The 26,727-nt window shown below is 62.7% G+C and carries 29 protein-coding genes, 1 tRNA gene and 1 pseudogene; 20 read left to right on the top strand and 11 right to left on the bottom strand.

What is annotated here, in order from left to right:
- Positions 1–243: 243 nt before the first annotated feature.
- Genes GWG67_RS19060 through GWG67_RS19080 form a run of 5 tightly spaced genes read left to right on the top strand, consistent with a single transcriptional unit; the run spans position 244 to position 4,379 of the window.
- Positions 244–1,809, top strand: a complete 1,566-nt coding sequence (locus tag GWG67_RS19060; protein WP_275170892.1) for a 4-hydroxyphenylacetate 3-hydroxylase N-terminal domain-containing protein — start codon at positions 244–246, stop codon at positions 1,807–1,809.
- Between the two features lie 5 nt (positions 1,810–1,814).
- Entirely contained in the window at positions 1,815–2,342 is a 528-nt protein-coding gene (locus GWG67_RS19065; protein WP_275170893.1) for a flavin reductase, read from the top strand.
- Positions 2,343–2,382: 40 nt separating this feature from the next.
- Complete coding sequence (gene nbaC / locus GWG67_RS19070) at positions 2,383–2,916, top strand: 3-hydroxyanthranilate 3,4-dioxygenase (protein WP_275170894.1); 534 nt, start codon at positions 2,383–2,385, stop codon at positions 2,914–2,916.
- A 27-nt stretch (positions 2,917–2,943) separates the two neighbouring features.
- Entirely contained in the window at positions 2,944–3,939 is a 996-nt protein-coding gene (locus GWG67_RS19075; RefSeq protein ID WP_275170895.1) for a helix-turn-helix domain-containing protein, read from the top strand.
- A gap of 53 nt (positions 3,940–3,992) precedes the next feature.
- The gene (locus tag GWG67_RS19080) at positions 3,993–4,379 is read left to right on the top strand and encodes a RidA family protein (protein ID WP_275170896.1); all 387 of its coding nucleotides are present in this window, start codon (positions 3,993–3,995) and stop codon (positions 4,377–4,379) included.
- 421 nt (positions 4,380–4,800) lie between these two features.
- Here GWG67_RS19080 and GWG67_RS19085 read toward each other — a convergent pair.
- Positions 4,801–4,885, bottom strand: a tRNA-Leu gene (locus tag GWG67_RS19085).
- Positions 4,886–5,039: 154 nt separating this feature from the next.
- On the opposite strand from GWG67_RS19085, the gene GWG67_RS19090 reads away from it, so the two are divergent.
- Positions 5,040–5,579 carry a disulfide bond formation protein B gene (locus tag GWG67_RS19090; RefSeq protein ID WP_275170897.1) on the top strand — a complete coding sequence of 180 codons (540 nt, stop codon included), beginning with the start codon at positions 5,040–5,042 and terminating at the stop codon, positions 5,577–5,579.
- Positions 5,580–5,582: 3 nt separating this feature from the next.
- Here GWG67_RS19090 and GWG67_RS19095 read toward each other — a convergent pair whose 3' ends face one another.
- Positions 5,583–6,668: an AbrB family transcriptional regulator gene (locus GWG67_RS19095; protein ID WP_275170898.1), complete on the bottom strand. Its 1,086-nt coding sequence runs from the start codon at positions 6,666–6,668 to the stop codon at positions 5,583–5,585.
- Between the two features lie 98 nt (positions 6,669–6,766).
- Complete coding sequence (locus GWG67_RS19100) at positions 6,767–7,039, bottom strand: PsiF family protein (protein ID WP_275170899.1); 273 nt, start codon at positions 7,037–7,039, stop codon at positions 6,767–6,769.
- A 201-nt stretch (positions 7,040–7,240) separates the two neighbouring features.
- Between GWG67_RS19100 and GWG67_RS19105 the strand changes: the two genes are divergently transcribed.
- The gene (locus tag GWG67_RS19105; RefSeq protein WP_275170900.1) at positions 7,241–7,723 is read left to right on the top strand and encodes a hypothetical protein; all 483 of its coding nucleotides are present in this window, start codon (positions 7,241–7,243) and stop codon (positions 7,721–7,723) included.
- 47 nt (positions 7,724–7,770) lie between these two features.
- Here GWG67_RS19105 and GWG67_RS19110 read toward each other — a convergent pair whose 3' ends face one another.
- A complete protein-coding gene (locus GWG67_RS19110) occupies positions 7,771–8,319 on the bottom strand; it encodes a TetR/AcrR family transcriptional regulator (protein WP_275170901.1) in 549 nt (182 codons plus the stop codon).
- Positions 8,320–8,428: 109 nt separating this feature from the next.
- Between GWG67_RS19110 and GWG67_RS19115 the strand changes: the two genes are divergently transcribed.
- From GWG67_RS19115 to GWG67_RS19135, 5 genes are all read left to right on the top strand, one after another.
- On the top strand, positions 8,429–8,857 hold the full coding sequence (locus tag GWG67_RS19115; RefSeq protein ID WP_275170902.1) for a thioesterase family protein: 429 nt from the start codon (positions 8,429–8,431) through the stop codon (positions 8,855–8,857).
- Positions 8,858–8,860: 3 nt separating this feature from the next.
- Positions 8,861–9,337, top strand: a complete 477-nt coding sequence (locus GWG67_RS19120) for a PaaI family thioesterase (RefSeq protein WP_275170903.1) — start codon at positions 8,861–8,863, stop codon at positions 9,335–9,337.
- A gap of 44 nt (positions 9,338–9,381) precedes the next feature.
- Positions 9,382–9,765, top strand: coding sequence for a CidA/LrgA family protein (locus GWG67_RS19125; protein ID WP_275170904.1), 384 nt, complete (start codon positions 9,382–9,384; stop codon positions 9,763–9,765).
- Positions 9,762–10,484: an LrgB family protein gene (locus GWG67_RS19130; RefSeq protein ID WP_275170905.1), complete on the top strand. Its 723-nt coding sequence runs from the start codon at positions 9,762–9,764 to the stop codon at positions 10,482–10,484. Before GWG67_RS19125 ends, GWG67_RS19130 begins: the two co-directional genes overlap by 4 nt.
- Positions 10,485–10,571: 87 nt before the next feature.
- On the top strand, positions 10,572–11,231 hold the full coding sequence (locus GWG67_RS19135; RefSeq protein WP_275170906.1) for a DsbA family protein: 660 nt from the start codon (positions 10,572–10,574) through the stop codon (positions 11,229–11,231).
- A gap of 82 nt (positions 11,232–11,313) precedes the next feature.
- On the opposite strand, the gene GWG67_RS19140 is transcribed toward GWG67_RS19135, so the two are convergent.
- From GWG67_RS19140 to GWG67_RS19150, 3 genes are all read right to left on the bottom strand, one after another.
- The gene (locus tag GWG67_RS19140; protein ID WP_027514183.1) at positions 11,314–11,520 is read right to left on the bottom strand and encodes a hypothetical protein; all 207 of its coding nucleotides are present in this window, start codon (positions 11,518–11,520) and stop codon (positions 11,314–11,316) included.
- Between the two features lie 82 nt (positions 11,521–11,602).
- Positions 11,603–12,673, bottom strand: coding sequence for a phospholipase (locus GWG67_RS19145; RefSeq protein WP_275170907.1), 1,071 nt, complete (start codon positions 12,671–12,673; stop codon positions 11,603–11,605).
- Between the two features lie 28 nt (positions 12,674–12,701).
- Positions 12,702–13,673: a S1C family serine protease gene (locus GWG67_RS19150; protein WP_275170908.1), complete on the bottom strand. Its 972-nt coding sequence runs from the start codon at positions 13,671–13,673 to the stop codon at positions 12,702–12,704.
- A gap of 282 nt (positions 13,674–13,955) precedes the next feature.
- Between GWG67_RS19150 and GWG67_RS19155 the strand changes: the two genes are divergently transcribed.
- From GWG67_RS19155 to GWG67_RS19180, 6 genes are all read left to right on the top strand, one after another.
- Positions 13,956–15,374, top strand: coding sequence for a M20 family metallopeptidase (locus tag GWG67_RS19155; protein WP_027514180.1), 1,419 nt, complete (start codon positions 13,956–13,958; stop codon positions 15,372–15,374).
- 261 nt (positions 15,375–15,635) lie between these two features.
- Complete coding sequence (locus GWG67_RS19160; RefSeq protein ID WP_275170909.1) at positions 15,636–17,426, top strand: peptide ABC transporter substrate-binding protein; 1,791 nt, start codon at positions 15,636–15,638, stop codon at positions 17,424–17,426.
- Between the two features lie 28 nt (positions 17,427–17,454).
- Positions 17,455–18,414 carry an ABC transporter permease gene (locus GWG67_RS19165; RefSeq protein WP_106941042.1) on the top strand — a complete coding sequence of 320 codons (960 nt, stop codon included), beginning with the start codon at positions 17,455–17,457 and terminating at the stop codon, positions 18,412–18,414.
- Positions 18,380–19,297, top strand: coding sequence for an ABC transporter permease (locus GWG67_RS19170; protein WP_007597392.1), 918 nt, complete (start codon positions 18,380–18,382; stop codon positions 19,295–19,297). The genes GWG67_RS19165 and GWG67_RS19170 overlap by 35 nt, the downstream gene beginning before the upstream one ends.
- Complete coding sequence (locus GWG67_RS19175) at positions 19,297–20,292, top strand: ABC transporter ATP-binding protein (RefSeq protein WP_275170910.1); 996 nt, start codon at positions 19,297–19,299, stop codon at positions 20,290–20,292. Before GWG67_RS19170 ends, GWG67_RS19175 begins: the two co-directional genes overlap by 1 nt.
- Positions 20,289–21,257 (top strand): ABC transporter ATP-binding protein, encoded by a 969-nt coding sequence (locus GWG67_RS19180; protein ID WP_275170911.1) that lies wholly within the window; start codon positions 20,289–20,291, stop codon positions 21,255–21,257. Before GWG67_RS19175 ends, GWG67_RS19180 begins: the two co-directional genes overlap by 4 nt.
- A gap of 318 nt (positions 21,258–21,575) precedes the next feature.
- On the opposite strand, the pseudogene GWG67_RS19185 reads toward GWG67_RS19180, so the two are convergent.
- Positions 21,576–21,761 (bottom strand): annotated as a pseudogene (locus GWG67_RS19185) (hypothetical protein); the annotation flags it as partial.
- Between the two features lie 49 nt (positions 21,762–21,810).
- The gene (locus GWG67_RS19190) at positions 21,811–22,032 is read right to left on the bottom strand and encodes a dodecin (protein ID WP_018453224.1); all 222 of its coding nucleotides are present in this window, start codon (positions 22,030–22,032) and stop codon (positions 21,811–21,813) included.
- A 303-nt stretch (positions 22,033–22,335) separates the two neighbouring features.
- Between GWG67_RS19190 and GWG67_RS19195 the strand changes: the two genes are divergently transcribed.
- Positions 22,336–23,337, top strand: a complete 1,002-nt coding sequence (locus GWG67_RS19195) for a glycoside hydrolase family 16 protein (RefSeq protein ID WP_275170912.1) — start codon at positions 22,336–22,338, stop codon at positions 23,335–23,337.
- A gap of 2 nt (positions 23,338–23,339) precedes the next feature.
- Complete coding sequence (locus tag GWG67_RS19200) at positions 23,340–24,833, top strand: GH1 family beta-glucosidase (protein WP_275170913.1); 1,494 nt, start codon at positions 23,340–23,342, stop codon at positions 24,831–24,833.
- A 15-nt stretch (positions 24,834–24,848) separates the two neighbouring features.
- Here GWG67_RS19200 and GWG67_RS19205 read toward each other — a convergent pair whose 3' ends face one another.
- Both GWG67_RS19205 and GWG67_RS19210 read right to left on the bottom strand, forming a co-directional pair.
- Positions 24,849–25,406 carry an HNH endonuclease gene (locus tag GWG67_RS19205; RefSeq protein WP_007597381.1) on the bottom strand — a complete coding sequence of 186 codons (558 nt, stop codon included), beginning with the start codon at positions 25,404–25,406 and terminating at the stop codon, positions 24,849–24,851.
- Between the two features lie 214 nt (positions 25,407–25,620).
- Complete coding sequence (locus GWG67_RS19210; RefSeq protein WP_275170914.1) at positions 25,621–26,598, bottom strand: peptidyl-alpha-hydroxyglycine alpha-amidating lyase family protein; 978 nt, start codon at positions 26,596–26,598, stop codon at positions 25,621–25,623.
- Positions 26,599–26,727 lie beyond the last annotated feature (129 nt).

Below are 26,727 nucleotides of genomic sequence, written 5' to 3' on the forward strand. Positions count from 1 at the left end.
TCTATCGACCGAAGGCTGGTGACATTTAGCGGACGGTATTCACCACACCAAGGCGTTTGACGTATGCGGTCTTTGCATTGCTGATTTATTGTAGTTGCTGAGGGATCAAACCGAATTTGGTACGCGTCTGCGTGCTGCGGTTCTAGGGGGCCCGGTTTTGAGAAAATGGTCGTTGTGGCGATAAGACGTGTCCTGCACTGTTTCGGTCTCGGATCGAAGGACCAACAAGCTGGGAGTTGAGCGATGAACGCTAGGCCGGAAGACGTCGTCAAGAATCTGGGCCGGCCGTTTACCGGTGCCGAGTATCTTGAGTCTCTGCGAGATGGCCGGGAGGTCTGGATTTACGGTGAGCGGGTCAAGGATGTCACCAAACATCCCGCCTTCCGAAACTCCGCTGTATCGGTGGCTAAGCTCTACGATGCTCTGCATGACGACCGGACCAAGGGCATTCTCACGACCGAGACCGACACAGGATCCAAGGGTTACACCCATCGCTTCTTTCGCTATGCGCGATCTCGCGAAGATATGCTGGCGCAACGCGACGCCATCGCGGCTTGGTCGCGGATCACATATGGCTGGATGGGCCGAAGCCCCGACTACAAAGCGAGCTTCACAAGCACGCTCGGCGCAAACGCCGAATTCTACGGCAAGTTCGCCGACAACGCCCGTGCCTGGTATGGCCGCGCGCAAGAGGCCGTTCCGTTCATCAATCACACGCTGGCAAATCCGCCGATCGACCGAAACAAGGCCGCCGATCATGTAAAGGATGTCTATGTCAGCGTTCAAAAAGAGACTGACGCCGGCATATACGTCTCAGGTGCCAAGGTGGTCGCAACGTCATCCGTCATCACGAACTACAATTTTCTCGGCCAGAACATGGCGGCCGAGATCACTGACGATAGCTTGGCTGTAATGTTTATGGTCCAGATGAACACGCCCGGCGTCAAACTTATATGCCGTCCGTCCTACGAGCTTAGTGCGGCTGCCACGGGCTCTCCGTTCGACTATCCCCTGAGCAGTCGGTTCGACGAAAACGATTCGATTTTCATCTTCGATAACGCCTTCATCCCGTGGGAAAACGTGTTCGTATATCGTGATATCGAGATGCTCAAGAAGTTCTATCCCCGTTCGGGCTTCTTGAACGGCTTTACTTTCCATGGTTGTACCCGATTGGCCGTCAAACTGGATTTCGTAATCGGGTTGCTGCAGAAGGCGCTGCGCGCTACCGGCGTCGAAGAGTTTCGCGGAATCCAGGTTCAGATGGGTGAGATCGTGGGATGGCGCAACCTTTTCTGGGCGCTCACCGATGCCATGGCGGGAGCTCCGGACAGGTGGGTGGGAGATGCCTACCTGCCGAACATCAAGGCAAGTACATCCTATCGCATCTTCGCCACAGAAGCCTACCCGGCCATCAAGTCGATCGTTCAGCAGATCGTAGCCTCTGGCTTGATCTATATCCCTTCGAGTTCTCGAGATTTCAAGAATCCGGAAGTCGATAAGTATCTCGCGAGATATGCTCGCGGCTCGAACGGGGTCGACTACAAGGAGCGTATCAAGATCATGAAAGCTCTTTGGGACGCTGTAGGCTCCGAGTTCGGAGGTCGCCATGAACTGTACGAACGAAACTATGCCGGCAACAACGAGGCCATCCGGATGCAGGCGCTTATGCACGCGAAAGGCTCGGGCGCCTTAAAGGAGATGGAAGCGCTCGCGACCGCCTGCCTCAGCGAGTACGACGAAAATGGCTGGCGCGACTCTGCATACTATAACAACGACGACGTCTCCATCCTAAACCGCATTGCGGGATAATGCACATGTCGATCGACAAAAAGTCCTTTCGGAATGCAATGGCTCGCCTAGGTGCTGCCGTCTCGGTGGTCACGACCGACGGGCCGGGAGGCAAATGCGGCTTCACGTGCACAGCAGTATGTTCCGTGACCGACGAGCCTGCCACGCTGTTGGTCTGCATCAACCGCAGCAGTCAAATGAATCCCGTCTTCAAGAAGAATGACGTCTTCTGCGTCAATGTCCTGAGCGCCGAGCAGGAGCATTTGTCGGGCATTTTCGCAGGGTCCACGGGAGTCGCCATGGGGGAGCGTTTCTCGGACGGAACCTGGGGCACGCTCACGACCGGCGCGCCGGCGCTGTTGGACGCGGTCGAAGCGCTGGACTGCCGGGTAATCGACATCAAGGAAGTGGGAACCCATACGGTTCTATTCGGGCGTGTTGACGCCGTCAGCTTCCACGAGAGTCCGAAATCGCTGATCTATCTGAACAGACAATATCACTCGTTGCCGATCGCTCTTTCGGTCGAGCGGCAGTTGTCCCGCGCAGTCGTCTGAAATGGCTCAGTAGTCTGCAACCGAAAGCGGAGATCGTGCAATGCACAGCGCGCTCAAAAATCTGCCCATTAACCTGGACGCTTGGATCGAGAAGAACAAGGACACGCTGAAACCACCGATCGGCAACCGACAGTTCTGGAAGGGCGACTGGCAAAATCTTATGGTGATGATGGTCGGAGGACCGAACTATCGTCCAGATTACCACGATGATCCCGGCGAGGAGCTGTTCATTCAACTCCGGGGCGATGTTACGCTGAACCTGATTGACCCGGTGACGCGCGTCCGAAGCCAGGTAGTTGTCCGGGAGGGCGAAATATACCTCCTGCCTTCGCACGTTCGGCATTCCCCGCAACGTCCCGAGGGCTGCATCGGTCTCGTCATCGAACGTTACAGGCAACCCGGCGAGGTCGATGCGTTAGAATGGTACGACGAGGCCGGCAATCTTGAGTTCAGGGGAGAGTTTCTGATCGAAAACATCGAGGAAGACCTAGCCATGGTCCAAGCCGCTTGGGCGGAGTGGAAACAGCACAATGATCGTATCGTGCCGACCGTCTGGCGAGCCGGAGCTATCTAGGATTCAGTTTAAAATGCCGGAAGCCCGATGAAGAAGGTCAGTACGAAAGGAAAGAGCCCGCGCCGAAATGCCGTCAAGGGAAATTCCTCAGCCGTTCTGAACGTGCCCGCCTACAGGCTCTACGGCGAAGATCGCACACAATCGATCTTCGGATTCTTTCACATCGAGCCGTTTTTCGTGCGCAACATACCCAACAATTGGCGTATCAGCCCGCATCGGCATCCGGACTTCGATCAGTTGTCCATACTCCTTGGCGGCCAATGCAACTTTCAGCACGACGGTCGCAAGGAATCCGTTGGCGCGCCATCTTGCGTCTATACGCCTGCCAATGTCGTGCATGAGTTCGTCTATGAACCTGATGCGAAAGGTTTCGTGATCAGCGTGTCCTCCGATTTCGCGGCGGGGCTTCCCTCAGTGGAAGGTGCACTGAACGCAGCGCTGCTGCGCCTTTCCTCCCACCGGATCGTCCTATTTCCGCCCGACGCAGCCGCAACGTCGCTGCAAAGTCTTGTCAACCAAATTGCCGCGAACTTCGAACGAGCCCATCGGTACCGACGTGATGTTCTGCGATACCTTTTCGCTTGCCTTCTCCTGGAAATCGACGGCGTGGTGTTGCGGGCTCAGCCCGATGCCTTGGGACTCCGACCAGAGGGTGTGGCCGCCGAGCTTTTTCAACGCTTCAAGGATCTCCTGCGATCGGTAATCGGAGCTGTCGGATTTTCCGAGAACGAGCGGCCCCAGGCGCACACCGTCGAGGTCTTTGCCGAGCGTCTCTCGACGACAACGTACGTGCTTAACTCGGCGTGCCAAAGGGTGAGCGGCGCCAGTGCGCGCGAACTCATCCATGCGGCCGTTTTGGAGCAGGCAACCCGGCTTCTTCTCTATTCGAGCAAGCCGGTGAAGGAAATCTCGTTCCTGCTCGGCTACTCCCACGCATCTCACTTCGCTCGATTCTTCAAGCAGCGGAGGGGGACCACCCCCGAAATATTCAGGGCAAGCTTCCTGGCTGGTTCCGACGCCTAGCGTTTCTCGACCTCGTCGCTTCAATAGTTCGCGTTTCAATATGGGAGAAATCAGTGGCCCGCATCGTAATCAACAATCCTGCGCTTCCGCGATCTAAATCTCCGCATTCCAATGCGGTGCGCGTAGGTAACCTTATCTTCGTTTCGGGCTTTCCCGGTTACGACGAGAACGTCCAAGTGGCAAAGGGCGATTTCGCGGCCCAGATGCGTCTGGCGTTGAAGAACGTTAAAGCCACTCTCGAATACGCTGGCAGTTCGCTCGAAAAGGTCGCGAAAGTTAACGTGTACCTCGATCGGCGCGCCGATTTCGACGAACTAAATGAAATCTACAAAGAGTTCTTCGGCAACGAGCCGTCGCAGTGGCCCGCTCGCACGACGGTCGAGGCGCGGCTTCCACGGAAGGACTTCCTGCTGGAGATCGATTGCATCGCGGAAGTCTGATGGACCGATATTCCAACCACAAACGGAGCAAATAGTGTCAATGTTGACCCGCAGATCACGCGAAGGCAGCCGATATCTTGATGGCAGCCGAAAGCCAACGAAAGCAAGCGAAGCAGATTTCCACGACTTGGCCCGACATCACATTCGAATTTCGGTCGCGCGGCGCGGCAGTCGACGTCGATCAGATCTGCTTTGGGTTGGCGTCCGGACCATCGTTCCTGCGGGCCATCTGCTCGATTCCGTCGTTCGGAATAGCGAAATTCGCCGCGATCATTTGATTTCCTGATGCCAACAAAAATACCAACAATTGGACGGCGGGACTCGCTTTCTAACCAGTGTTTTCAACGAGTCTTGAAAATTCTCCCAAAAAACGGAATCGAACAGATGGTTTAACTTATTATTTCTATTGGTGTTTTCATCTTGGTGCCCCTGGCCGGAATCGAACCAGCACTCCTTGCGGAACTCGATTTTGAGTCGAGCGCGTCTACCAGTTCCGCCACAGGGGCCTTCGGTCAGCCCCAAACAGGGCGTCGCGAAGCCGGCGGACTATAGCCATGGACAAAGCGGGGTCAACCCGCGCCAAAGTGATCCCGGCCGTTCTCGACAGCCGCGTGAGCCGGGGTTACAGCCTTGGAAAGGGACCATCGAAAAGGGGCTGCCGTGACGACCCAGAGTGCCGCAATACCTGCATTCAAATCGGCGGCCACCAGCCCTGCTCTGACTGCCTCGCTCGCTGTGACCCTGGTTGCGGCTGCCACGATCGCAGGCGCCTGGTTCTTCCAGTTGGTGCTCGGGATCGTGCCCTGTCCGCTCTGCCTGGAGCAGCGCTACGCCTATTACCTCGCGATCCCGCTCGGCTTGCTTATCGCACTTGCGGCGCGGGGCGGTGCGCCGAGACCGCTGCTGCTCGCGGGCTTTGCGATCCTTGTGCTGGCGAGCCTCGGCAATGCCGGGCTCGGCACCTATCATTCCGGCGTCGAATGGGGCTTTTGGAAGGGACCGACGGACTGCTCCGGTCCCGTCGTCAATCTCGGCAGCGCCACCGACCTGCTGTCGCGGCTCGACACCGTGAAAGTGGTCCGCTGCGACGAGGTGCAGTGGCGCTTTCTCGGCCTCTCGCTTGCCGGCTACAACGTGCTGATCTCGCTCTTGATGGCTGCGATCGCCGGGTGGGGATTGGTTGCGACGGCGAAGCGCTGAGGCTCAATCATCCACATCGTCCTGCGTCCGGCCGAACAGGCGCACGATGCCCGGCGTCGCGATCGTCACGAACACGAAACGCGAGAGGTGATGGGCGCCGACGAAGATCGGGTCGATGTGCAGCGTCAGGGCCAGCGCTAACATGGCATCCATCGCGCCCGGTGCGTAGGCGACCACGACGTCGGAGAATTTCACCTGCGTGGTGAGCGCCACGATGCCGACGAAGATCGCGGAGACTGCGATGGCGACGGCAAACGAACCCAGCGCCGCGTTGATGTGGCCGGCGAGCGTCTTGATCCGCATCCGCGCGAAGCGGCTGCCGATCAGGGCGCCGATGCCGACCAGCGCCACGCCGCGTACCCAGTCCGGCAGGCCGCCCTCGACCCAGCCCGCGCCATGCAGCACGCTTGAGCCGATCATCGCGCCGAACATCCAGCTCGCCGGAAACCTGATCAGCCGCAGGACGAGCGCCGCGGCTAGCGAGGCCGCGACCAGCTCGACGAGGTCGAGCGGCGAGGCAATCGTCGTCGCCAGCGACGGCGCGACGGAGGGGGCGACGCCGGCGAACGCCAGCACCATCGGCAGCGCCGCGGTGAGGATGATGACGCGCATGGTCTGCACCACCGCGATCCCCGGCAAATCGGCGCCGCGCTCGACCGCCAAAATCGTGATCTGCGACAGCGCGCCGGGGCTGCCGGCGAGGAAGGCCGAGGTGCGGTCCCAGCCGTGGAAGCGCTGGAGATAATAGCTGGAGCCGAAGGTCGAGCAAAAGGTCGCGAGCGCGAGCAGCCCGATGGTGAGCGGATAGGCACTGACCTGTTGAAGCAGGTGCCGCGAGACGACCGAGCCTAATGAAATGCCGAGCAGCACCAGCACGGTCTGGGTCAGGATCGGCGGCAGCGTCAGCTGGCGACCGGCGATCGCGGCGATCCCGACCGCGATCATCGAGCCCGAGATCAATCCCCCGGGAAGGCTCGCGAGCAGAAACACGAGGCCACCGGCGGTGCCAATGACGAGCGTTTCCACCGTGCTCAAGATCTTGGCACGGCTCGGCCATTCGAACGGCGGGGAGGCGGTGATTTGCTTCACACCGCCTTATCGCAAATCAGCGAGAGGCGCACAATTGCGGCCACGTCATGCCGCAATGCGCGCGCCTCTCGCCGAAGCCGGCGAGGACCGTGACGGGTTTACTTCTTGTCGGCGGGAGCCGCGGTCGCGCCAGCCTTGGCTTCCTTCATGCATTCGCGGCGGAATTTCTTGCGCTCCTTGCCCTTCAATCCTTTGGTATCTGCCTGCTTGGAGCATTCGAGCGATCCGGCCGAGCGCTCCTTCGGCGCCTTCTTGTCGGTGGTCGCGGCGGCATCGGTTTTGGCTGCCGGCGCGGCGGTCTGCGCGAAGGCAGTGCCGGTGGCGAGCAGGGAGGCGAGAGCGACGACGGCGAGGCGAGATGAGAAGGTCATGGTGCTGCACTCTTCTTGCGGGAATTGCGAAGGGCGCGAAAGTCGGCTGGCGTTGCTGAACGCGACATGAATAATTTGAACGTAGAGGATCACTATATTTTGGCGGCAGGAGCCATCGCTTCCTTGTCGCGAGCAGGCGGCACGCTAGGATAGAATCCTCGGTTCACTTTCCCCGGGGGAAGATCAAGGAGGAGACCCAGGATGACCATCCAATCAAAGTTGCTGTGTGCAGTTGCGCTGTCGGGATTTGCCGCGCTGGTGGCGAGTGCGCCGGCGCAGGCGCTGACCTCGCAGGAGTGCAGCGCGAAATACCAGGCCGCCAAGAAGGACGGCTCGCTCGGCACCACGAAGTGGAATGACTTCCGCAAGGCCCAGTGCGGCGCGGACGCGACGCCAGCGGCTGCGCCGACCGCGGCCGCTCCCGCTGCGCCCGCCGAGCCGAAGCAGGCGAAGAAGGAGGCCGCCCCGGCTGCTGCGCCGACCCTGCCGGCCGGCCCCGCGATCTATCCGAACGCGGTCGATCCGAAATACGCCAAGGAGACCCCCGGCAAGGGGCGCCTGCACACCTGCGTCGACCAGTACAATGCCAACAAAACCACCAACGGCAATGGCGGCATGAAGTGGATCGAGAAGGGCGGCGGCTATTACAGCGAATGCAACAAGAAGCTGAAGGGCGCCGCCTGAAGCTTTAAGACGACGCAGAGGCCGGAGCCAAGCTCCGGCCTCTTGCTTCAATCCAGTAGCTTCTCGGCCGATTTCGCCACGAGCTGCGATCGCTTGCGCGGACCGCGCTCGACGAACAGCAGGCTCTGGCCGAAGATGAAGCAGTAGAACAGGAAGGCCTGCGCTTCAGCTGCCTCGGTCTCGAGGCCAGTCGCGCGGTAGAGTTCGGCGACGTGCTTCAGCCGCGCCGCGTCCACGTTCGCCACCGCTGCCGCGGCGCCCTCGTCCGAGCGGGCCCATTGCCGGATCGCAAGCTCGATTGCCATCCCGTCCGGATTGAGCCGCTCCGAATAGAGCTGGATCACTGCCCGCAGCCGTTCACGGGGCTCTTGGCCATCGAGACTCGTCTGCTGCGCGATCGCCGTTGAGCGTCCCTCGCGCCAGCGTTCCAGTATGGCACCGAGCAGTGCGGCACGGTCGGCGAAGCGGCGGTAGAAGCCGCCCTTGGTGACGCCCAGATTCTTGGCGAGCACCTCCACCCGCACCCCTTCGACCCCCGATCGGGCGAGCTCGGTGAGCCCTGCCTCGACCCAGACATCGCCTTTGCCGTCACTCATACAGGCAGCCTCGCCGATTCTTGATACGGTGCCGTATTGCTAACGCGGGAGGAGGTTGATACGCTACCGTATCAATCATCAAACGCAGAAGAGGCCAGGGAGAATTGCGATGGAGCAGGAGGCGACCTATCGCGGCACGGTCTATCCGTGGCAGTGCGATCACGTCGGCCATATGAACATCATGTGGTATGTCGGCAAATTCGACGAGGCCAACTGGATTCTGTTCGCCCGCCTCGGGCTGACGCCGAGCTATCTGCGCGGCTCCGGCCGCGGCATGGCCGCCGTGCAGCAGAACATCACCTACAAGCGCGAGCTGCTCGCCGGTGACATCGTCGAGATACGCAGCCATCTGCTGGAGATCCGCGACAAATCGATCCGCTTCCGGCACGACATGACCAATGCCGAGACCGGCGAGATCGCCGCGTTCTGCGAGATCACGGGCGTGCACATAGACCGTAGCCAGCGCAAATCGGTGCCGTTCACGGATGCCATCCGCGAGATCGCTTTGAGCCATCTCACCGAGCCGGCGGAGGCCTGAAGCATGGCCGCATTCGAGCTGAAGAACCCGGGCTATCGCGTGGCTGCCATCGCCATGTTCGACGGCCAGCCGGCGATGCACACGCTCGGCATCGTGATCGACCGCCTTGCGCCGGGCGAAGTCGAACTGGCCATGCTGCATTCGCCGGCGCTCACACAACAGAACGGCTTTGTCCACGCCGGCATCATTACCGCAGGACTCGACAACGCCTGTGGTGTTGCCGCCTTCACTCTGATGCCGCCCGAGGCCGATATCCTCACCGTCGAGTTCAAGACCACGCTGCTCGCGCCGGCGCGGGGCGAGCGTTTCGTCTTCAAAGCAGAGGTGGTCAAGCCCGGCCGCAAGTTGACCTTTTGCGAGGCCAAGGCGTTTGCCGAGCACGAGGGCAAGGTCACGTTGATCGCCACGATGACCGGGACACTGATGGCAATGCTGCCCCGCGCTTCGGCTTCGCACGAGCCACGCACGACCACCGCATAGCGGTGATTGACAAGACTGTCGGGGCGTCCCTTGATACTCCGGTCATGCTTGCAAGCCTTGGTCTCATTCTGCTCTGCCAGTTGATCGGCGAAGCCGTCGTGCGCAGCCTCGGGCTGCCGATGCCAGGCCCGGTACTCGGCCTCTTGCTGCTCCTCATCCTGCTGCTCGCACGCGACCGCTTTGCGCTTCTCGCGCGCGGGCCGCTGCGCGATGATGGCGTCGAGACGGCGAGCAGGGGTCTATTGGCGCATCTGTCGCTGCTGTTCGTGCCGGCCGGGGTCGGGGTCGTGCAAAAGCTCGACCTGCTCGCGTCCCACGGCATCGCTATCATCCTCGTGCTCGCGCTGTCGGTGGTCGTCACGCTGCTCGCGACCGTACTCACCTTCCGTCTGGTCAGCCGCCTGTTGAGGCAACAGGACGCGCGATGAAGGACAATCCGTTCTCGCTCTGGGTCTATCTCTCGCAGTCGCCGTTGCTTTGGTTGACCGTGACGCTGCTGGTCTATGCGAGCACGGACGCGGTGTCGCTGGCAACGCGGCGCCATCCGCTCGCCAATCCCGTGCTGCATGCGATGTGGATCGTCGGCGCGTTCCTGCTGTTGACCGGCACCTCCTACACGACCTATTTCGCCGGCGCGCAGTTCGTGCATTTCCTTTTGGGGCCTGCGACGGTCGCGCTGGCTGTTCCCCTTTACGAGAACCGCAAGCGCGTCGTCGCCTCGATCGTGCCGATGCTGGTGGCGCTGGTTGCGGGATCGGTCACCGCCGTGGTGTCCGTGGTGTTGCTGGCCGAGCTCGCCGGTCTGCCGCGCGACGTGGTTCTGTCGCTCGCGCCGAAATCCGTCACGGCCGGCGTTGCCATGGGCATCGCCGAATCCCTGCATGCCGATCCCTCGCTTGCTGCGGTTGCCGTCATCCTCACGGGCATCATGGGCGCGATCATCGTGACGCCGCTGATGAACCGCACCGGCATCAGCGATTTCCGCGCCCGCGGCTTTGCCGCCGGCCTTGCCGCGCACGGGATCGGTACCGCGCGCGCGTTCCAGGTCGACGAGATCGCCGGCGTCTTCTCCGGGATAGCCATGAGCCTGAACGCTTTGGTGACCTCCTTCCTGGTACCTTTGGCGGTCACGCTGCTGGTGCGATGACATCGGCACCGCGACACTCTATATGAGCTGTAACAATTCCCAGTCTCGAACCGTATCGACGGAGATGGGACCGAAATGGAACGAGATATGGCTGGATTCAGGAACAAGGGCCTTGTGCCGACGCGGCGCGCGGCGCTGACGCTGATTGGGGCGGGCGCCCTTGTCGCGGGTGGGATGACCTCGACGCGCGCGGCGACCGACGAAGACGAGGTGCTGACCGAAGCCAAGGTGCTGCGCGACCCCGATATTCCCGTCGCCGGTAATCCCGACGGGAATATCAGCATTATCGAATGGTCCGACTACAACTGCCCCTATTGCCGCAAGCTCGAGCCCGAGTTGCGTCAGGTCATCCAGGACGACGGCAAGGTCCGGCTGGTGATGAAGGACTGGCCGATCCTCGGGCCGGTTTCGGTCACGGCGGCGCGGACCGCGCTCGCGGCGAAATTCCAGGACAAGTACCACCAGGCCCATGACGCCATGATGGGCGTCAGCTCGCGCCTGACCGAGCCACGCATCAACGAATTGCTCGCGGCCGCCGGTGTTGACATGGATCGGTTGAAGCGCGATCTCGCAGACCGCGCCAAGGACATCGACGCCGTGCTCAAGCGCAACAACGAGCAGGCCGAAGCCTTCGGTTTCAGCGGCACCCCGTCCTTCATCGTCGGCAAGTACCGCGTGCCGGGCGTGCTCAGCATGAACGAGTTCGAGCAGGTCATCGCCGACGCCCGCAAGGCCAAGATGAACTGAGCCGAGCGATATTCACCGCGCAATACGAAGGCGCCGCCGCGGACCCGCGACGGCGCCTCATTTCATTCATGATACCAAATCGTTACTTCGAGGAGATGCGGACCCAGTCCTTGTGCGCGCGATCACGCAGCGCGTCCCAATCGGCCTTGGCAACATCCCAGTTCACGATGGTGCGATTGGTTGTCGCGACCTCGCCATTGGCGACCGACGACGTCTGCATGGAGTCATAGACGTACACGCCGCAGCCGAGCAGCAGCGCGCCCAAAATCATTCCAAGAAACATCCGCATCGCGAAACCTCCAATGACGGGCGATAACGTCGACCCGGATCGATTGTTCCGCGACAGTGCGGCGCAGGTAAGGACGATCCGTTCACGCATCATTCAGCCACTGAACCAACTCCGCATTGATCTCGCGTGGGTAGGTGTGGCTGAGGTCGTCGATCTCGCGATAGGTGACATTTGCGCCGGCGGCGGCGAGGGCCGCCTGGGTCTGCCGCGCGGTCTGCACCGGAAACATCCAGTCGAGCTTGCCGTGCGCGATGAAGATCGGCAGGCGCTGCAGGCGCGTGGCGTCAGCCATCTCAGCCATCAGCGGATGGAAGGTCGCCGACACCGGCGCGACATGCGTGAAGGGCGATGCGCCTTCGAGCCCGGTGACGTAGCAGAAGGTGCCGCCGTCGCTCATGCCTGTCAGCAGCATGCGCGAGGCGTCGATGGCCCAGCGGTTGCGTACGGTTTCGAGAATGCGCATGAGGTTGGGCGTGTCGGAATCGTCACCCATCAGGGCCCAGGTCGGGCCGGTCGCGGTCGGCGCCACTAGGATCGCACCGAGACTGCGGGCGTCGCGCAGCCAGCTCCACAGAAAACCGCGGCCGTTGCCGCTGCCGCCATGCAGCGCCATCACCAGCGGCATGGCGCGGTCGGGCGTGTAATATTCGGGTACGTAGACCGAAAAGCCGCCGCGGCTGCCGGGCTCGTTGTGATCGTGGATGATGCCGGTGTGCGCGTCCGCGCCGGCTTCGAGCCGCGACAACAGGTCGGCATTCTCGCGATTGGCGGCGTTGAGGAAGAAGCTGCTCACCGGCGGAAACTGCATTGCGAGCGGATAGAGTGCCTCCTGCGCGCGCGGCACGTGGCGCAGCGCGCGGAAGACCGCGACGAGGTCGCCATTGCCACGCTCGATCTCGCGGATGCCGGCGAAGGCGGCGAGAGTCTCGTCGCAGGCACGGTCGAGTCGCTCGCGCAGTCCGGTGAACTGTTCCGGCCATTCTCCGATTGCGGCGCGCGCCGTTTGCAACGCCTCGTCGGGAGCGCCGATCGCGTTCATCACGGAGCCGAAGGCCGGCGGGTGCAGGTTTCGCTGAAAGAAGGCGAGCGCTTCCAGCGCATTGAGCAGCGGCGGTAGCACGGCCACGATGTCGTCAACGACGGCCTCGCTCATCGTCGCGTCCTTGCGTCAGTTCTGATCGTCAGTGCAGCTTTGGCGCCTTCAAGAGCTTGTAGCGATCGGTCGAGGTCACCGTGACGTCGAAGGTGACACCTTCATGGTGTACCGTCAGCGGCACGTCAACGCCGGCGGCGCCGAGGCCCCACAGCTTGTTGTAGAAGCCGGTCTGGCTCGTCACCTTCTCGCCGTCGACCGCGAGGATGACGTCGCCGGTCTTGAGCTCGGCGCGGGCGGCCGGACCATTGGCAGAGATCCCGATCACCACCACGCGGTTGTCGATCTCTGTCGAATAGAGTCCAAGCCATGGCCGCGCCGGCTTGTTGACGCGACCGAACTTGCGCAGATCGTCCAGGATCGGCTTCAACAGGTCGATCGGCACGATCATGTTAACGTGCTCGGCCTTGCCGTCGCGCTCGCGTTCGAGCTGGAGCGAGCCGATGCCGATCAGCTCCCCGCGTTCGTTGAGGAGCGCCGTGCCGCCCCAGTTCGGGTGCGCGGGATGGGTGAAGACGGCCTCGTCCAGCAGATATTCCCAGTAGCCGGCAAATTCCTGCTTGGCCACGATCTGGCTCGCGACCGAGCGCGTGCGTCCGCCGGCGCCGCCGACCACGACGCGGTCGCCGAGCTGGGTCTCGGCTGAGATACCGAGCGGCAAGGGATCGACGTCCAGCTGGCCGAGCGCCTGCACCAGGCCAAAGCCGGTGACGGCGTCGAAGCCGAGCACATGTCCCTCCACCACGCGCCCGTCTCCGACGTGCAGCCAAACGGACTCTGCTTCGGTGATGAGGTAACCGATGGTGAGCACCAGCCCATCGTCGATCACGACGCCGTTGCCGGCGCGTTCGGTCCCCAGTGTCTCGGCGCTGAAGGCGTCCGGCGGGATGATGGCATGCAGGCCGACGACGGAGGCGAGCACGCGGTCGAGATCGAAACCGTAATCGCTCGCCCGCGGCTGATTGGCCGGCGGCACTCTCCATTCGGTCAGAGCGGGCATGGAGTTCTCCTGGCTGAGTGCATCGCTCGGCGCGGCTAGCGGAAAGACGCACGAAGCACGCATAATTTAGGCCGGGGGAGGCCGTCTTGAAAGCCTCGCTCCCCAACTATTCCGAAGCGTCGTATGACATTTTTGAAAGGCACGGGAACGGTTCATGCAAGGTCGGTCGGGCGACCCTCCGGCATTGGCCGCATGGCTGCTCTCCGGCGAGGTGCTAGGCGCCTTCCAACGAAGCTGCTAACCATTGCCGCTTCGTTTGACCTAGGGATCACGGATCGAAGCATGGACAACCGCAGCGACATCTGGCGTGGCATCGACACGATCAAGGCACGTTTCATCGACCTCAGCGACAAGGTCTGGGGCATGCCCGAAGTCTGCTACACCGAGGCGCGGTCCGCCGCAGAACATCTCGCCGAGTTGCGTCATCAGGGTTTTCGCATCACCGAGCAGGTCGCGGGCATTCCGACCGCGGTGATGGGCGAATGGGGCGAGGGCGGACCGGTCATTGCCTTCATGGGGGAGTATGATGCGCTGCCGGGCCTCAGCCAGGAGGCGGGCGTCGCGGAGCATCGTCCGGTCGAGACCGGCGGCCACGGCCATGGCTGCGGCCACAATCTGCTCGGTTCCGCAGCTCTCCTCGCCGCGACGGCGGTGAAGGACTGGCTTGCCGAGAACAAGGTGCCGGGCCGCGTGCGCTATTACGGTTGCCCGGCGGAGGAGGGCGGCGCGGCAAAAGCCTTCATGGTGCGCTCCGGCGCATTTGAAGACGCCGACATCGCCATCACCTGGCATCCGCACAGCTTCTGGGAGGTCGCGGTGACGCCGTCACTCGCCAACACCCGCGCCGATTTCATCTTCACCGGCCGCACCTCGCATGCGGCGGCCTCGCCACATCTCGGCCGCTCCGCGCTCGACGCCGTGGAGCTGATGAATGTCGGCGTGAACTACATGCGCGAGCACATGCCGAGCGACGCGCGCGTGCACTACGCGCTGCTCGACACCGGCGGCATCGCTCCGAACGTGGTGCAGGCGCATGCGCGCGTGCGCTATTCGATCCGCGCCCGTGATCTGCCCGGCATGAACGAGCTGGTCGGACGCGTGAGCAAGATCGCGGAGGGCGCGGCGCTGATGACCGAGACCAAGGTCGAGATGAAGATCATCTCCGCGGTCTCCAACATCCTGCCGAACACGCCGCTGGAGCAGGCGCTGCACCGGGTCATGGAAGAGCTCGGACCGCCGCATTTCGACGACGCAGACAAGGGCTTTGCCACGGAGATCCGCGCGACGCTGAGCGACAAGGACATCGAGTCGGTCTATTACGCGATCGGCATGGAGCCGACCGACCGGCCGCTGGCCGACTTCCTGGTGCCACTCGATGCCAAGCGCAATCCGCTGGTCGGCTCGACCGACGTCGGCGACGTGAGCTGGGTGGTGCCGACCGTGCAGGTCCACGCACCCACGGTTGCAATCGGTACGCCCTTCCACACCTGGCAGGTGGTCGCGCAGGGCAAGAGCGCGCATGCGCACAAGGCCATGGTGCAGGCCGCCAAGGCGATGGCCGGCATCGGCATCAAGGCGCTGACGGACCCGGAGCTGATCAAGGCTGCCAAGGCTGACCTCGAGAAGCGCACCGCCAAGACACCTTACGTCTGTCCGCTGCCAGACCACGTCGCGCCGCCGCTCGACATGTCCGTGGCGTAGAATTCGCCTCGATACTTCGTCTGATCCGGCGAACAAATTTTCTGCAGTGCAGCGCGGAATCCAGCCTGTTTTGATGCTGGATTGCCGAATGGATGGGCTGCGGAATATGGTTTTGCCCAACAGACAGTCAGAAGACCGTTTGCATACACACGGTCGCAGTTGACGCGCACCCCATTCGGTGTGCCATCTACCGCCAGCCAAGCCCGGTGGTCGCCTCGCGCGACCGCCTGCATCCATACGGGAACCAGACGGGGGACAACCATGCTGGATAAAGAACTGCGTTCGATGATCGGTGACGTGAAGGACGGGCGGATGGATCGCCGCGGCTTCATTCAACGCCTGGCTGCCGTGGGTCTCACCGCGCCTTTGGCCAACCAGATCCTCGCGCTCGGCGGGGTCGCCATGGCTGAGGGCGTCTCGACCTACAAGCCGACCAAGCGCGGCGGCGGTGGTGCGCTCAAGCTGCTGTGGTGGCAGGGGCCGACCCTGCTCAATCCGCATTTCGCCACCGGCACCAAGGACCAGGACGGCTCGCGCCTGTTCTACGAACCGCTCGCCTGCTGGGATCCCGACGGCAACATGAAGCTGGTTCTCGCGACGGAGATTCCCTCGACCCAGAACGGCCTGCTCGCGGCCGACGGCAAGTCGGTGACCTGGAAGCTGAAACCCGGCGTCAAATGGCACGATGGCAAACCCTTCACCGCCGATGACGTGGTCTTCACCTGGGAATACATCATCGATCCCGCGACCGCGGCCGTCACTGTCGCGACCTACCGCGATATTACGGTTGAGAAGGTGGATGATCTGACAGTCCGCCTCGGCTTCAAGAAGCCGACGCCGTTCTGGGCCGATGCCTTCGTCGGCGCGACCGGACAGATTCTGCCTAAGCACCTGTTTGCCGAGTTCAAAGGCTCGAAGTCCCGTGAGGCGCCGGCCAACCTCGCCCCGGTCGGCACCGGCCCCTACAAATTCGTCGAGTTCAAGCCCGGCGATCTCATCCGGGGCGTGATCAATCCCGAATATCACATGCCGAACCGTCCCCATTTCGATACGATCGAGATGAAGGGCGGCGGCGATGCCGTCTCGGCGGCGCGCGCGGTGATCCAGACCGGCGAATATGATTTCGGCTGGAATATCCAGGTCGAGGACGACGTGCTGCTGCGTCTGGAGAAGGGCGGCAAGGGCAAGACCATCTACGCCGTAGGCGGCGATACCGAGTTCATCGCGCTCAACTTCACCGATCCGACCACCGAGGTCGACGGCGAGCGCTCCTCGATAAAGACCAAGCATCCGCTGTTCTCGGATCCGGCGGTGCGCAAGGCGCTGTCGCTGCTGGTCGATCGCGAGTCCATCAAGAAAGCCATCTATGGCCGCGCCGGCCGCACTACCGCGAACTTCCTCAACGGTCCCGAAAAGTTCGTCTCCAAGAACACCACATGGGAGTTCAGCGTCGAGAAGGCCTCGAAGATCCTCGACGATGCCGGCTGGAAGCCCGGCGCCGACGGCATTCGCGAGAAGGACGGCAAGAGGCTGAAGATCGTGTATCAGACCTCGATCAACGGCCCGCGCCAGAAGACCCAGGCGATCGTCAAGCAGGCCTGTCAGAAGGCCGGCATCGATGTGGAATTGAAGTCCGTCGTGGCCTCTGTGTTCTTCTCCTCGGACGTTGCCAATCCCGACACGTACGCCAAATTCTACGCGGACATCGAGATGTTCCAGATCCCGATGAGCCAGCCGGATCCCGCCCAGCACATGCGCCGCTATCATTCGAGCAATGTCGCGGCCAAGGAGAACAAGTGGCAGGGCACCAATTTCCCGCGCTGGATCAACAAGGACTATGACGCGACCATCGACGCCGCCGACGGTGAGATGGATCCGGTCAAGCGTGTGGCGCTCTACATCAAGGCCAACGATCTCCTGTTCCAGGACACCGTGTTCATCCCGGCGCAGCATCGGCTGAAGGTGGAGGCGAGCGCCAACACGCTGCGTCCGGTGATCAGCGGCTGGGCCAACGAGACCGACAATTTGTTCGACTGGTACCGCGAGGAATGATCACGCACGCCTAGAGCGGTCCTTCTTCATGAGCCAGTATGTCCTGCGTCGCCTCCTGATCGCGATTCCGAGCCTGCTCGGAATTTCGCTCGTGCTGTTCGTCGTGCTCGCGCTAGCCCCGGGCGATCCCTTCTCGGAGCTGGCGACCAATCCGAACGTGCCGCCCGAAGTCGCTCTCGCGCTTCGGGCGAAGTTCGGCCTCGACGATCCGATCTACCTTCGTTACCTGCACTGGCTCAACGCCATGCTGCATGGCGACTGGGGTTTCTCCTTTGTCAGCCGGATGAACGTCGACACGCTCATTCTCCAGCGACTGCCAACGACGCTCTACGTGATCGGCTCGGCGCAGATTCTGGCGCTCCTGATCGCGATCCCGGTCGGGGTCTATGCCGCGACGAAGCCGTATTCGCTGTTCGACCAGGTTGCCAACACGCTGGCCTTCGTCGGCTTCTCGCTTCCGACCTTCTTCACCGGCATCCTGTTCATCCTGATCTTCTCGGTCACGCTGGACTGGCTGCCTTTCGTCTACACCACGGACATCAAGGGCACGGGCATTCACTGGCTGGCGGAGACGATCCGTCAGGCAATCATGCCGGTGGCGGTGCTCGGCCTGTTCCAGGCGGCGTCGATGACGCGCTTCGTGCGCTCGGCGATGCTCGACGTGATCCGGCTCGACTACGTCACCACCGCGCGCGCCAAGGGCATCGGCCAGCGGCGGGTGATTATCAAGCACGTGATGCGCAACGCGATGATCCCGGTCGTCACGCTGATTGCGTTGCAAATCCCGGCGGTGTTCGGCGGCGCCATCGTCACCGAGCAGATTTTCCGCATCCCCGGCATCGGCTCGCTGCTGATCTCCTCCATCCTTTCCAACGACACGCCGGTGGTGATGGCCGTCACCTTCGTCTTTGCGTGCCTGGTCGTGCTGTTCAATCTCATCGCGGACGTTCTTTATGGCTGGCTTGACCCTCGCATCTCCCTCCGCTGAGCGGCGCGTCTACTCGCCCTGGCGCGAGACGTGGCGGCGCTATAGCCGCCACAAGCTTGCCGTGGTCAGTGCGTTCCTGCTCCTCGTTCTGATCCTGGCGGTGGTGGTCGGCCCCTTTATCTGGCGGGTCAAGATCGACGACATCGATATCGTGGCGGGCATGCAGGGGCCGTCGCTGGCCCATCCTTTCGGCACCGACGATCTCGGGCAGGACATCCTCGCCCGCATGATCTATGGCGGGCGCATCTCGCTCGCGGTCGGCCTCGCCGCGATGCTGGTCTCAGTCTTTGTCGGCGTGCTGATCGGCGCGCTCGCCGGCATGTCGCGCGGTGCGCTCGGTCATGGGCTGATGTGGCTCACCGATCTCTTTCTGTCGCTGCCGCAATTGCCCCTGCTGCTGCTGCTGATCTATCTCTTCCGCGACGGGCTGAAGGCGGCTTTCGGCCCCGAGGGCGGCATTTTCATCCTGATCGTGCTCGTGATCGGTGGCTTGCGCTGGATGCCGGTTGCGCGCCTCGTTCGCGCCCAGTTCCTGTCGATCCGCGAGAAGGAATTCGTTGAAGCCGCGCGCGCTCTCGGGGCAAGCCCGGTGCGGCAGGTTGTGCGCCATATCCTGCCCAATGCCCTCGGTCCGGTGATCATCGCCGGCACCATCGACGTGGCTGCCGCCATCATCGCGGAATCGACGCTGTCCTTCCTCGGCCTCGGCTTCCCTCCGGATACGCCGACCTGGGGCCGGCTGCTTTATGACGCGAAAGACTTTCTCGACATCGGCCCGCACTGGGCGCTGTTTCCGGGCGGCGCGATCTTCATCGCGGTGGTCGCCATCAACTTCATCGGCGACGGCTTGCGTGACGCGCTCGATGCGCGGCGGGTGATCTGATGGCGCCGCTGCTCGAGATCAAGGGACTGAAAACCCACTTCTCCACCGACGACGGCATCCTCCAGGCGGTCGATGGTGTCGACATCTCCATCAACCGCGGCGAGACGCTCTGCGTCGTCGGCGAATCCGGCTGCGGCAAGACCGTCACCGCGATGTCGATCCTGAAGCTGATCGCGATGCCGCCGGGCCGCATCGCGGCAGGCGAGATCATCTTCGAGGGCCGCGATCTCGTGCCGCTGACGAGCAGTCAGCTCGACGAGATCCGCGCCAAGGAGATCGGCTTCATCTTCCAGGAGCCGATGACCTCGCTCAATCCGGTGCTGACCATCGGCGAGCAGATCGCCGAAAGCCTGCGCCGCCATGAGAACGTCACCAGGAAGCAGGCGCTCGAGCGCACCATCGAAATGCTCAAGCTGGTGCAGATTCCCAACGCCGAAGGCCGCGTGCACAACTATCCGCATCAGTTCTCCGGCGGCATGCGGCAGCGCGTGATGATCGCGATGGCGCTCGCCTGCAAGCCGAAACTGATCATCGCCGACGAGCCCACCACGGCCCTCGACGTCACCATTCAGGCGCAGATCCTCGACCTGCTCCAGGACATGAAGGAGCGCTTCGGCATGGCGGTGATGCTGATCACCCATGCCATGGGCGTCGTCGCCGAGACCGCGCAACGCGTCGTGGTGATGTACGCCGGCAAGGTGGTAGAGGAGGCGCCTGTCGACGACCTCTTCGGCAATCCCGGCCATCCCTATACCCAGGGACTGATCCGCTCGATCCCGCGCATTGATCTCGACAGCGAGCACAAGGTGCGGCTGGAGGCGATCGGCGGCTCGGTGCCGATCCTGATCAACCCGCCGGTCGGCTGCCGCTTCGCTCCGCGCTGCCGCCACGCCATGAGCATCTGCACCGAGAGGGAGCCGCTGCTGCGCGAAATCGCGCCCGGCCACCGCATGGCCTGTCATCTGGGAGATACGCAGTTGGGAGGCGCAGCATGACCGAGCCCTTGCTCCGCGTCAGCGGCCTGAAGAAATATTTTCCCGTGCATGGCGGCCTGTTATCGCGCCAGGTCGGCAGCGTTTATGCGGTGGACGGGGTCTCGTTCTCGGTCAACCGGGGCGAGACGCTCGGCCTCGTCGGCGAATCCGGCTGCGGCAAGTCGACGACGGGACGCTGCGTGCTGCGCCTGATCGAGCCGACCGACGGCGAGGTCGTGTTCGACGGTCAGGATGTCCGCCAGCTCGGCGGCAACGATTTGCGCGCGATGCGGCGGAACATGCAGCTCGTGTTCCAGGACCCGTTCGCCTCCCTCAATCCGCGCATGACGGTCGGCGCCATCCTCGGCGAAGCGCTGATCATCCATAAGCTTGGCTCATCGGCCAAGGAGCGGGAGGATCGCGTCGCGAGCCTGCTGGTGAAGGTGGGGCTCAAGGCCGAGCACATGCGCCGCTATCCGCATGAGTTTTCCGGCGGTCAGCGCCAGCGCATCGTGATCGCGCGTGCGCTCGCGGTCGAGCCGAAACTGATCGTCTGCGACGAACCGGTGTCGGCGCTCGACGTCTCGATCCAGGCTCAGGTCATCAATTTGCTGGAAGATCTCCAGGCCGAGCTGAACCTCACCTATCTCTTCGTCGCGCACGATTTGTCGGTGGTCGAGCACATCTCCGACCGCGTCGCGGTGATGTATCTTGGCCGTATCGTCGAGCTCGCCAAGGCCAGCGACCTCTACCGCAATCCGCAGCATCCCTACACGAGGGCGCTGTTATCAGCGGTGCCGGTGCCCGATCCCAAGCTCAAACGCGAGCGCATCCGCCTCAAGGGAGACGTTCCGAGCCCGATGAAGCCGCCGTCGGGCTGCCACTTCCACACCCGCTGTCCTATCGCCCAGCCGCGTTGCGCCGAAAGCGCGCCGGAGCTGAAGGAGGGAGCGGGCGGGCACCTTGTGGCGTGCCATCTCGCCTGACGCCTGGAAAAGCGGAGCGCGCATTCATGCGTGAAGCAGGCCGTGCTCCGAAAGGGCCTGCCTGAATGCCTCAACCGAAGTGTGGTGATGCGCGAACAGACGCGCCTCTCGCGCGCCGCTCGTAGCCCCCGCAAGCTTCGCCAGCCATGCGACACGCTTTGCCCTGTCGTAATCGCAGAGGACATTGTCCATGTCGAAGAGGACGAGCTTGTTCCACCAGTCACAGCGGCACTCTCGGATTGGCCGAACATCCGGCCGTGATCCAAGCCATACCGCGCTAGAGCGCAGGCAACAAATCCAGAGCAACAGTCGATCCCGTCACGCGCTTCTCGCGGACCAGGGAACGACCTGTGCCGACATCATCAGCCGGTCCCGGCCATTGTCCCTGGCGGCGTAGAGCGCGCGATCGGCGGCGGCGACCAGCGTGCTGCAGTCCGTCGTGGGTTGGGACGGCAGACTCGTCGCGGCGCCAACACTTGCAGTCATCAGGCGGGAGGGGGATTGTCGCGTTAACCAGGCTGGCTCAAGCGTCGGCTTGGCCCGGTGTTCTACCTCACTCGTCCAGAGTGAAGCCGACGCGCAGCGTAACCTGGTAGTGGCGCACGGCACCGTTCTCGATATGGCCGCGCGTTTGCACCACCTCGAACCATTTCATCTCACGAACGGTCTTGGCGGCCCGGCTGACCGCGTTCTTGATCGCGTCCTCGATCGAGGTCTCGGACGATCCGACCAGTTCCAGGATCTTGTAGACGTGATCCGTCTCGCTTGTGGCCATGACTATTCTCCCCTTGTGCTGTGGCAGGGCTGGACACGTCTGGCGCGGACCGTTGGCGCGCGCGAAACATCCGGCCTTCACTCTGAACGGTCGGCGGCGCATCGAGTTCCGTCCCCGGCGAGAGCCTGCCGCGCGCCTGCCGGGCACCGCCCTGGCGTCTTCATTTTTTTAAGTGCACGAAAATCTGGATGGCATGTGCGGGCTGCGCTCCCGAATTGACGCGCGGTCGCGGGCCTGCCCTTGCCCGTCCCGATACGAGCGAGCTAACCTCGGCCTTTCCTCCGGCATCTTCGAAGAGCGGTGATGATCGCGCGTTGGACGAGGGGCGCTCTGGCTGTGATCGGTCTCTGCGTTGTGCCTGCGCCGGCCCTCGCGCAGGACGATCTCGACGGTGCCCCGGTGAGCATGTCGCTGCAGGTGACGACCGATCCCTCCGCCATCGCGTGCCGCCGGCTGGAAACGGTCAATCCGGCCTCGCTGATCTTCTTGCCGCTGCGCCGGACCTTCAACGAGGATTTTGACGAGCACCCGCTGGCGAACGGACGCTGGGTGCCGCATTACGCCGGCGGTGCGGCCTGGCCGGAGGCGCGCTACTGGGGTGGCGACGGCTCCGACTTCAAGCGCAAGACCAGCGCCAATGGCGAGCAGCAGATCTACGTCGATCCGCGCTACGCGGGGCGGGCCGCGGCGCCGCTCGGGCTCGATCCGTTCAAGGTCAAGGACGGCGTGCTGTCGATCGTCGCCAGCCGCACCCCGCCGGAATTGAAACCGGTGCTGTTCAACAACGAGTACATTTCCGGGATACTCACGACCCAGGGCACGTTCGCGCAGAAGCACGGCTATTTCGAAATCCGCGCCAAGGTGCCGGTCGGGCACGCGGTATGGCCGGCGTTCTGGATGCTGGCGGATGACGGCGGCTGGCCGCCGGAGGTCGACGTGCTGGAAGGCCGCGGCGAAAAGCCGGGTGATCTCGTGATGACGACGCATTGGCGGATTCCCTCGACCCAGAAGATCCAGTCCTGCGGCTTCGACTTCGCGGTCGGCGACGCTTCGAGCGCGTTCCACACTTACGGTGTATTGTGGGAAGAGGATCGCCTGGTCTATTTCATCGACCGGAGGCCGGTGTCCGACATCAAGGTGCCGATCGGTTTCGACGATCCCATGTACATGATCGTCAATCTCGCAATCGGATCGAAATTCTTTCTCGGCGTCGGACCGGTCGACGCGGAGTCGCCCTCGACCGTTGCATTCGAGATCGACCGCATATCCGTCTATCAGATCGATATGGAGCAGGCCCGGAGATAGCAATGGCAGCTGATTTCTCGCGGCGCGATTTTGCAAAGCTCGCGGGCCTTGCGGCGGTCGGCGCAACGGCAGGTGTCAAGGCTGACGAGAAGGCTGCGGACAAGGCTGCGGTAGATGAAACGCTGATCGTGCCCGACCGCCACGCGCCCGCGCCTTTCCCGAAGGATTTTCTCTGGGGCACGGCGACTTCGTCCTATCAGATCGAAGGCGCCGTCGACGAGGACGGTCGCGGCAAGTCGATCTGGGACACCTTCAGTCACACGCCCGGCAAGATCGAGGACGGTACGACCGGCGACCGCGCCAACGAACACTATCATCGCTACAAGGACGACGTGACGCTGATCAAGGCGCTCGGCGTCAAGGCTTACCGTTTCTCGATCGCCTGGCCGCGGGTGTTTCCGGAAGGATCGGGACAACCCAATCCCAAAGGGCTCGACTTCTACAACCGTCTCGTCGACGAGCTGCTCGCGAACGGCATCGAGCCCTACGCCACGCTCTATCACTGGGACCTGCCGCAGGCGCTCCAGGACCGCGTCGGCGGCTGGCAGTCCAGCGACACCTCGAAGGCTTTTGCCGACTACGCCGCCTACGTCGCCCAGCGTCTGACCGATCGCGTGAAGAATATTTTCACCGTCAACGAGGTCGGGCGCTTCGTGAATTTCGGCTATGGCTGGGGCATCGACGCGCCCGGACTCAAGCTGCCGGCGGCGCTGCTCAACCAGGCCCGCCATCACGTCGCGCTGGCGCACGGGCTGGCGGTGCAGGCGATCCGCGCCTCAGGGCGCGCCGGCACCCGCGTCGGCGCGGCCGAGAACATTGCCGCCTGCGTGCCGGCGATCGCGACACCCGAAAACATCCGCGCGGCCGAGATCGCGACGCGCGAGCTCAACGCCAGCTTCCTCGGTGTGGTGCTGGAGGGCAAATACACCGACGGGTTCCTCGCCTATGCCGGCGCGGACGCTCCGAAATTCACGCCTGATGAATTGAAGATCATCGGCACGCCGAACGACTTCGTCGGCCTCAACATATACGCGCCGCAATATTACATCACGGCCTCCGATCGTGCGCCCGGCTTCCATGTACTGCCGTTCCCGACCTCGTTCCCGCACATGAACTCGGAATGGTTACGGGTTGGCCCCGAGGTCATCTACTGGGCGCCGCGCATCGCCGCAAAGATCTGGAACATCGACGATATTTATATCAGCGAGAACGGTACCTCGTCGGAGGACAAGCTCGCCGCCGACGGCCAGGTCTACGACCTCGACCGCATCATGTTCCTGCGCAACTACCTGACCCAGATGCAGCGCGCGATTACCGAAGGCGTCCCAATTCGCGGCTATTTCCTGTGGAGCCTGATGGACAATTTCGAATGGATTTTTGGTTACGGAAAGCGGTTTGGCCTGTACCGCGTCGATTTCGAGACGCAGGCGAGGGTGCCGAAGCTGAGCGCGGCGTTCTATCGCGACGTGGTCGCGCGGAACGCGATCGGGATGTGAGGCCAGACGTCAACCTTACGGATCCAGCTCCGTATCCCAGTAGAGATAATCCAGCCAGCTGTCGTGCAGATAGTTCGGTGGGAACAGGCGGCCGTTGCGGTGGAGCTGGTGCACGGTCGGCGCGAACGCGTGTTGGCGCGGAAACATCTTGGCCTGCACCGGCGTCAGATTGCCCTTGCGCAGATTGCAGGGCGAGCACGCCGCGACCACGTTCTCCCAGGTGGTCTGGCCGCCTTTGCTGCGCGGGATGATGTGGTCGAAGGTGAGGTCTTCGGGCGAGCCGCAATATTGGCAGGCGAAACGATCGCGCAGGAAGACGTTAAATCGGGTGAAGGCAGGATGGGTAGTCGGCTTGACGAAGGATTTGAGCGAGACGACGCTCGGCAACTGCATTTGCAGCGTGGGACTATGGACCGCCTGATCGTAATGCGCGACGATGTTGACGCGGTCGAGGAATACCGCCTTGATCGCGTCCTGCCACGACCACAAAGACAGTGGGTAGTAACTCAGCGGCCGGAAGTCCGCATTCAGCACCAACACCGGCCAATGGCCTTGCGAGACATGTGCGTTCAAGTAACGCTCCTGGCCTCCAATGTACGCTGCGAAGCAGCACGTAACTGACATACTACATGCAGCGTGACGGGATTGTGAAGCCCGTCGAGCGACTTATTCCGGCACAAGCAATGCGGCCGAGGGGTGGCAAACCGCGCAAAACGCCGTGATTTCCAGGTCCGAGGCCGTGGAGGCAGCGTCCTCCTGACAGCGCAACGTGGATGTGTCGAGGCAGCTACTCCCGTACCCGCTCCAGCTTCTGCAAACATCGCGTCGCGCGCACCGCGGCCGGCATCTCCTCATCCGGAAAGCTGGTCTTCCAGTCGGTGACGCCGACCTCGCCGACATAAATGTCGCCCCGGGAATCCAGCGCAATGCCGTGTGGTGCCAGGAACTTTCCGTTCGCAACGCCCGGGCCTTCCTCGCCGCCGAGCCGCGCGATGCGGTTGCCCTTGGCGTCCACGATCGAGAGCCGTGGGCCGAGATTGGGCACCTTGCGGTTGACCGCAAGGCCGGGCCCGAGTTCTCCGATGACGAAGGTCGGGCTCTTGCTGCCGCCGCAGCAGCATAGCGCACACGGGCGGTGCAGATTGTTCCACTGAGTCTCGTATTTGCCGTTGCCGTCGAACACCTGCACGCGGTGGTTCTCGCGGTCGGCGACATAGACAAAGCCGTCGGCGTCGGCCGCGATGTTGTGCACGATGTTGAACTGGCCGGGATCGGTGCCGGGCTCACCCCAGCTTGTCATCAGCTTGCCATCGGGCGTGAATTTGTGCACGCGCGCATTGCCATAGCCGTCGGAAACGTAGATTTCGCCCTTCGGCGACAGCGCCGTGTGGGTACAGCGGTGGAAGGGGTCGCCGCTCATGAACGGCGACGGTTTCTCCGGGATGCCGATCGTCAGCAGCACCTTGCCGTCGGTGGTGCACTTGCGCACGGTGTGGTCGCCGTCATCTGTGCAATAGAGGTTGTCGTCGGCATCGATATGCAGGCCGTGGGCGCGCGAGAACAGGCCTTCGCCCCAACTGCGCAAGAAATTGCCCTCGCGGTCCAGCACGACCATCGGATGGGCCCCGCGGTTGAAGACGTAGACGCGGTCCTTGCTGTCGACCGCGACCGAAGCGACGTCGGTGAGCTGCCATCCGTGCGGCAGCTTTGCGAAGTTTTCAACGACACGGTAGCGGTGCTCGCCGGTGCCGAGAATGGCTGGCATGGGTGTTCTCCTCTTATTCGTGTCGGCGATGCGCGATCGTCTCCACACTGTCATTGCGAGCGCAGCGAAGCAATCCAGACTGTCTCTCCGAATAGACACTGGATTGCTTCGCTGCGCTCGCAACGACGA

This window comes from Bradyrhizobium sp. CSS354 (assembly GCF_029051725.1).
GTDB lineage: Bacteria > Pseudomonadota > Alphaproteobacteria > Rhizobiales > Xanthobacteraceae > Bradyrhizobium.

Bases quoted from the DNA above. Each gene is read 5' to 3' on its own strand.
- GWG67_RS19200 (WP_275170913.1), top strand. From the start codon at position 23,340: ATGGCAGCTGATTTCTCGCGGCGCGATTTTGCAAAGCTCGCGGGCCTT.
- GWG67_RS19175 (WP_275170910.1), top strand. From the start codon at position 19,297: ATGGCGCCGCTGCTCGAGATCAAGGGACTGAAAACCCACTTCTCCACC.
- GWG67_RS19075 (WP_275170895.1), top strand. From the start codon at position 2,944: ATGAAGAAGGTCAGTACGAAAGGAAAGAGCCCGCGCCGAAATGCCGTC.
- GWG67_RS19135 (WP_275170906.1), top strand. From the start codon at position 10,572: ATGGCTGGATTCAGGAACAAGGGCCTTGTGCCGACGCGGCGCGCGGCG.
- GWG67_RS19155 (WP_027514180.1), top strand. From the start codon at position 13,956: ATGGACAACCGCAGCGACATCTGGCGTGGCATCGACACGATCAAGGCA.
- GWG67_RS19060 (WP_275170892.1), top strand. From the start codon at position 244: ATGAACGCTAGGCCGGAAGACGTCGTCAAGAATCTGGGCCGGCCGTTT.
- GWG67_RS19195 (WP_275170912.1), top strand. From the start codon at position 22,336: ATGATCGCGCGTTGGACGAGGGGCGCTCTGGCTGTGATCGGTCTCTGC.
- GWG67_RS19140 (WP_027514183.1), bottom strand. From the start codon at position 11,520: ATGCGGATGTTTCTTGGAATGATTTTGGGCGCGCTGCTGCTCGGCTGC.
- GWG67_RS19165 (WP_106941042.1), top strand. From the start codon at position 17,455: ATGAGCCAGTATGTCCTGCGTCGCCTCCTGATCGCGATTCCGAGCCTG.
- nbaC (WP_275170894.1), top strand. From the start codon at position 2,383: ATGCACAGCGCGCTCAAAAATCTGCCCATTAACCTGGACGCTTGGATC.
- GWG67_RS19125 (WP_275170904.1), top strand. From the start codon at position 9,382: ATGCTTGCAAGCCTTGGTCTCATTCTGCTCTGCCAGTTGATCGGCGAA.
- GWG67_RS19100 (WP_275170899.1), bottom strand. From the start codon at position 7,039: ATGACCTTCTCATCTCGCCTCGCCGTCGTCGCTCTCGCCTCCCTGCTC.
- GWG67_RS19160 (WP_275170909.1), top strand. From the start codon at position 15,636: ATGCTGGATAAAGAACTGCGTTCGATGATCGGTGACGTGAAGGACGGG.
- GWG67_RS19190 (WP_018453224.1), bottom strand. From the start codon at position 22,032: ATGGCCACAAGCGAGACGGATCACGTCTACAAGATCCTGGAACTGGTC.
- GWG67_RS19170 (WP_007597392.1), top strand. From the start codon at position 18,380: ATGGCTGGCTTGACCCTCGCATCTCCCTCCGCTGAGCGGCGCGTCTAC.
- GWG67_RS19180 (WP_275170911.1), top strand. From the start codon at position 20,289: ATGACCGAGCCCTTGCTCCGCGTCAGCGGCCTGAAGAAATATTTTCCC.
- GWG67_RS19120 (WP_275170903.1), top strand. From the start codon at position 8,861: ATGGCCGCATTCGAGCTGAAGAACCCGGGCTATCGCGTGGCTGCCATC.
- GWG67_RS19105 (WP_275170900.1), top strand. From the start codon at position 7,241: ATGACCATCCAATCAAAGTTGCTGTGTGCAGTTGCGCTGTCGGGATTT.
- GWG67_RS19145 (WP_275170907.1), bottom strand. From the start codon at position 12,673: ATGAGCGAGGCCGTCGTTGACGACATCGTGGCCGTGCTACCGCCGCTG.
- GWG67_RS19065 (WP_275170893.1), top strand. From the start codon at position 1,815: ATGTCGATCGACAAAAAGTCCTTTCGGAATGCAATGGCTCGCCTAGGT.
- GWG67_RS19115 (WP_275170902.1), top strand. From the start codon at position 8,429: ATGGAGCAGGAGGCGACCTATCGCGGCACGGTCTATCCGTGGCAGTGC.
- GWG67_RS19210 (WP_275170914.1), bottom strand. From the start codon at position 26,598: ATGCCAGCCATTCTCGGCACCGGCGAGCACCGCTACCGTGTCGTTGAA.
- GWG67_RS19150 (WP_275170908.1), bottom strand. From the start codon at position 13,673: ATGCCCGCTCTGACCGAATGGAGAGTGCCGCCGGCCAATCAGCCGCGG.
- GWG67_RS19110 (WP_275170901.1), bottom strand. From the start codon at position 8,319: ATGAGTGACGGCAAAGGCGATGTCTGGGTCGAGGCAGGGCTCACCGAG.
- GWG67_RS19130 (WP_275170905.1), top strand. From the start codon at position 9,762: ATGAAGGACAATCCGTTCTCGCTCTGGGTCTATCTCTCGCAGTCGCCG.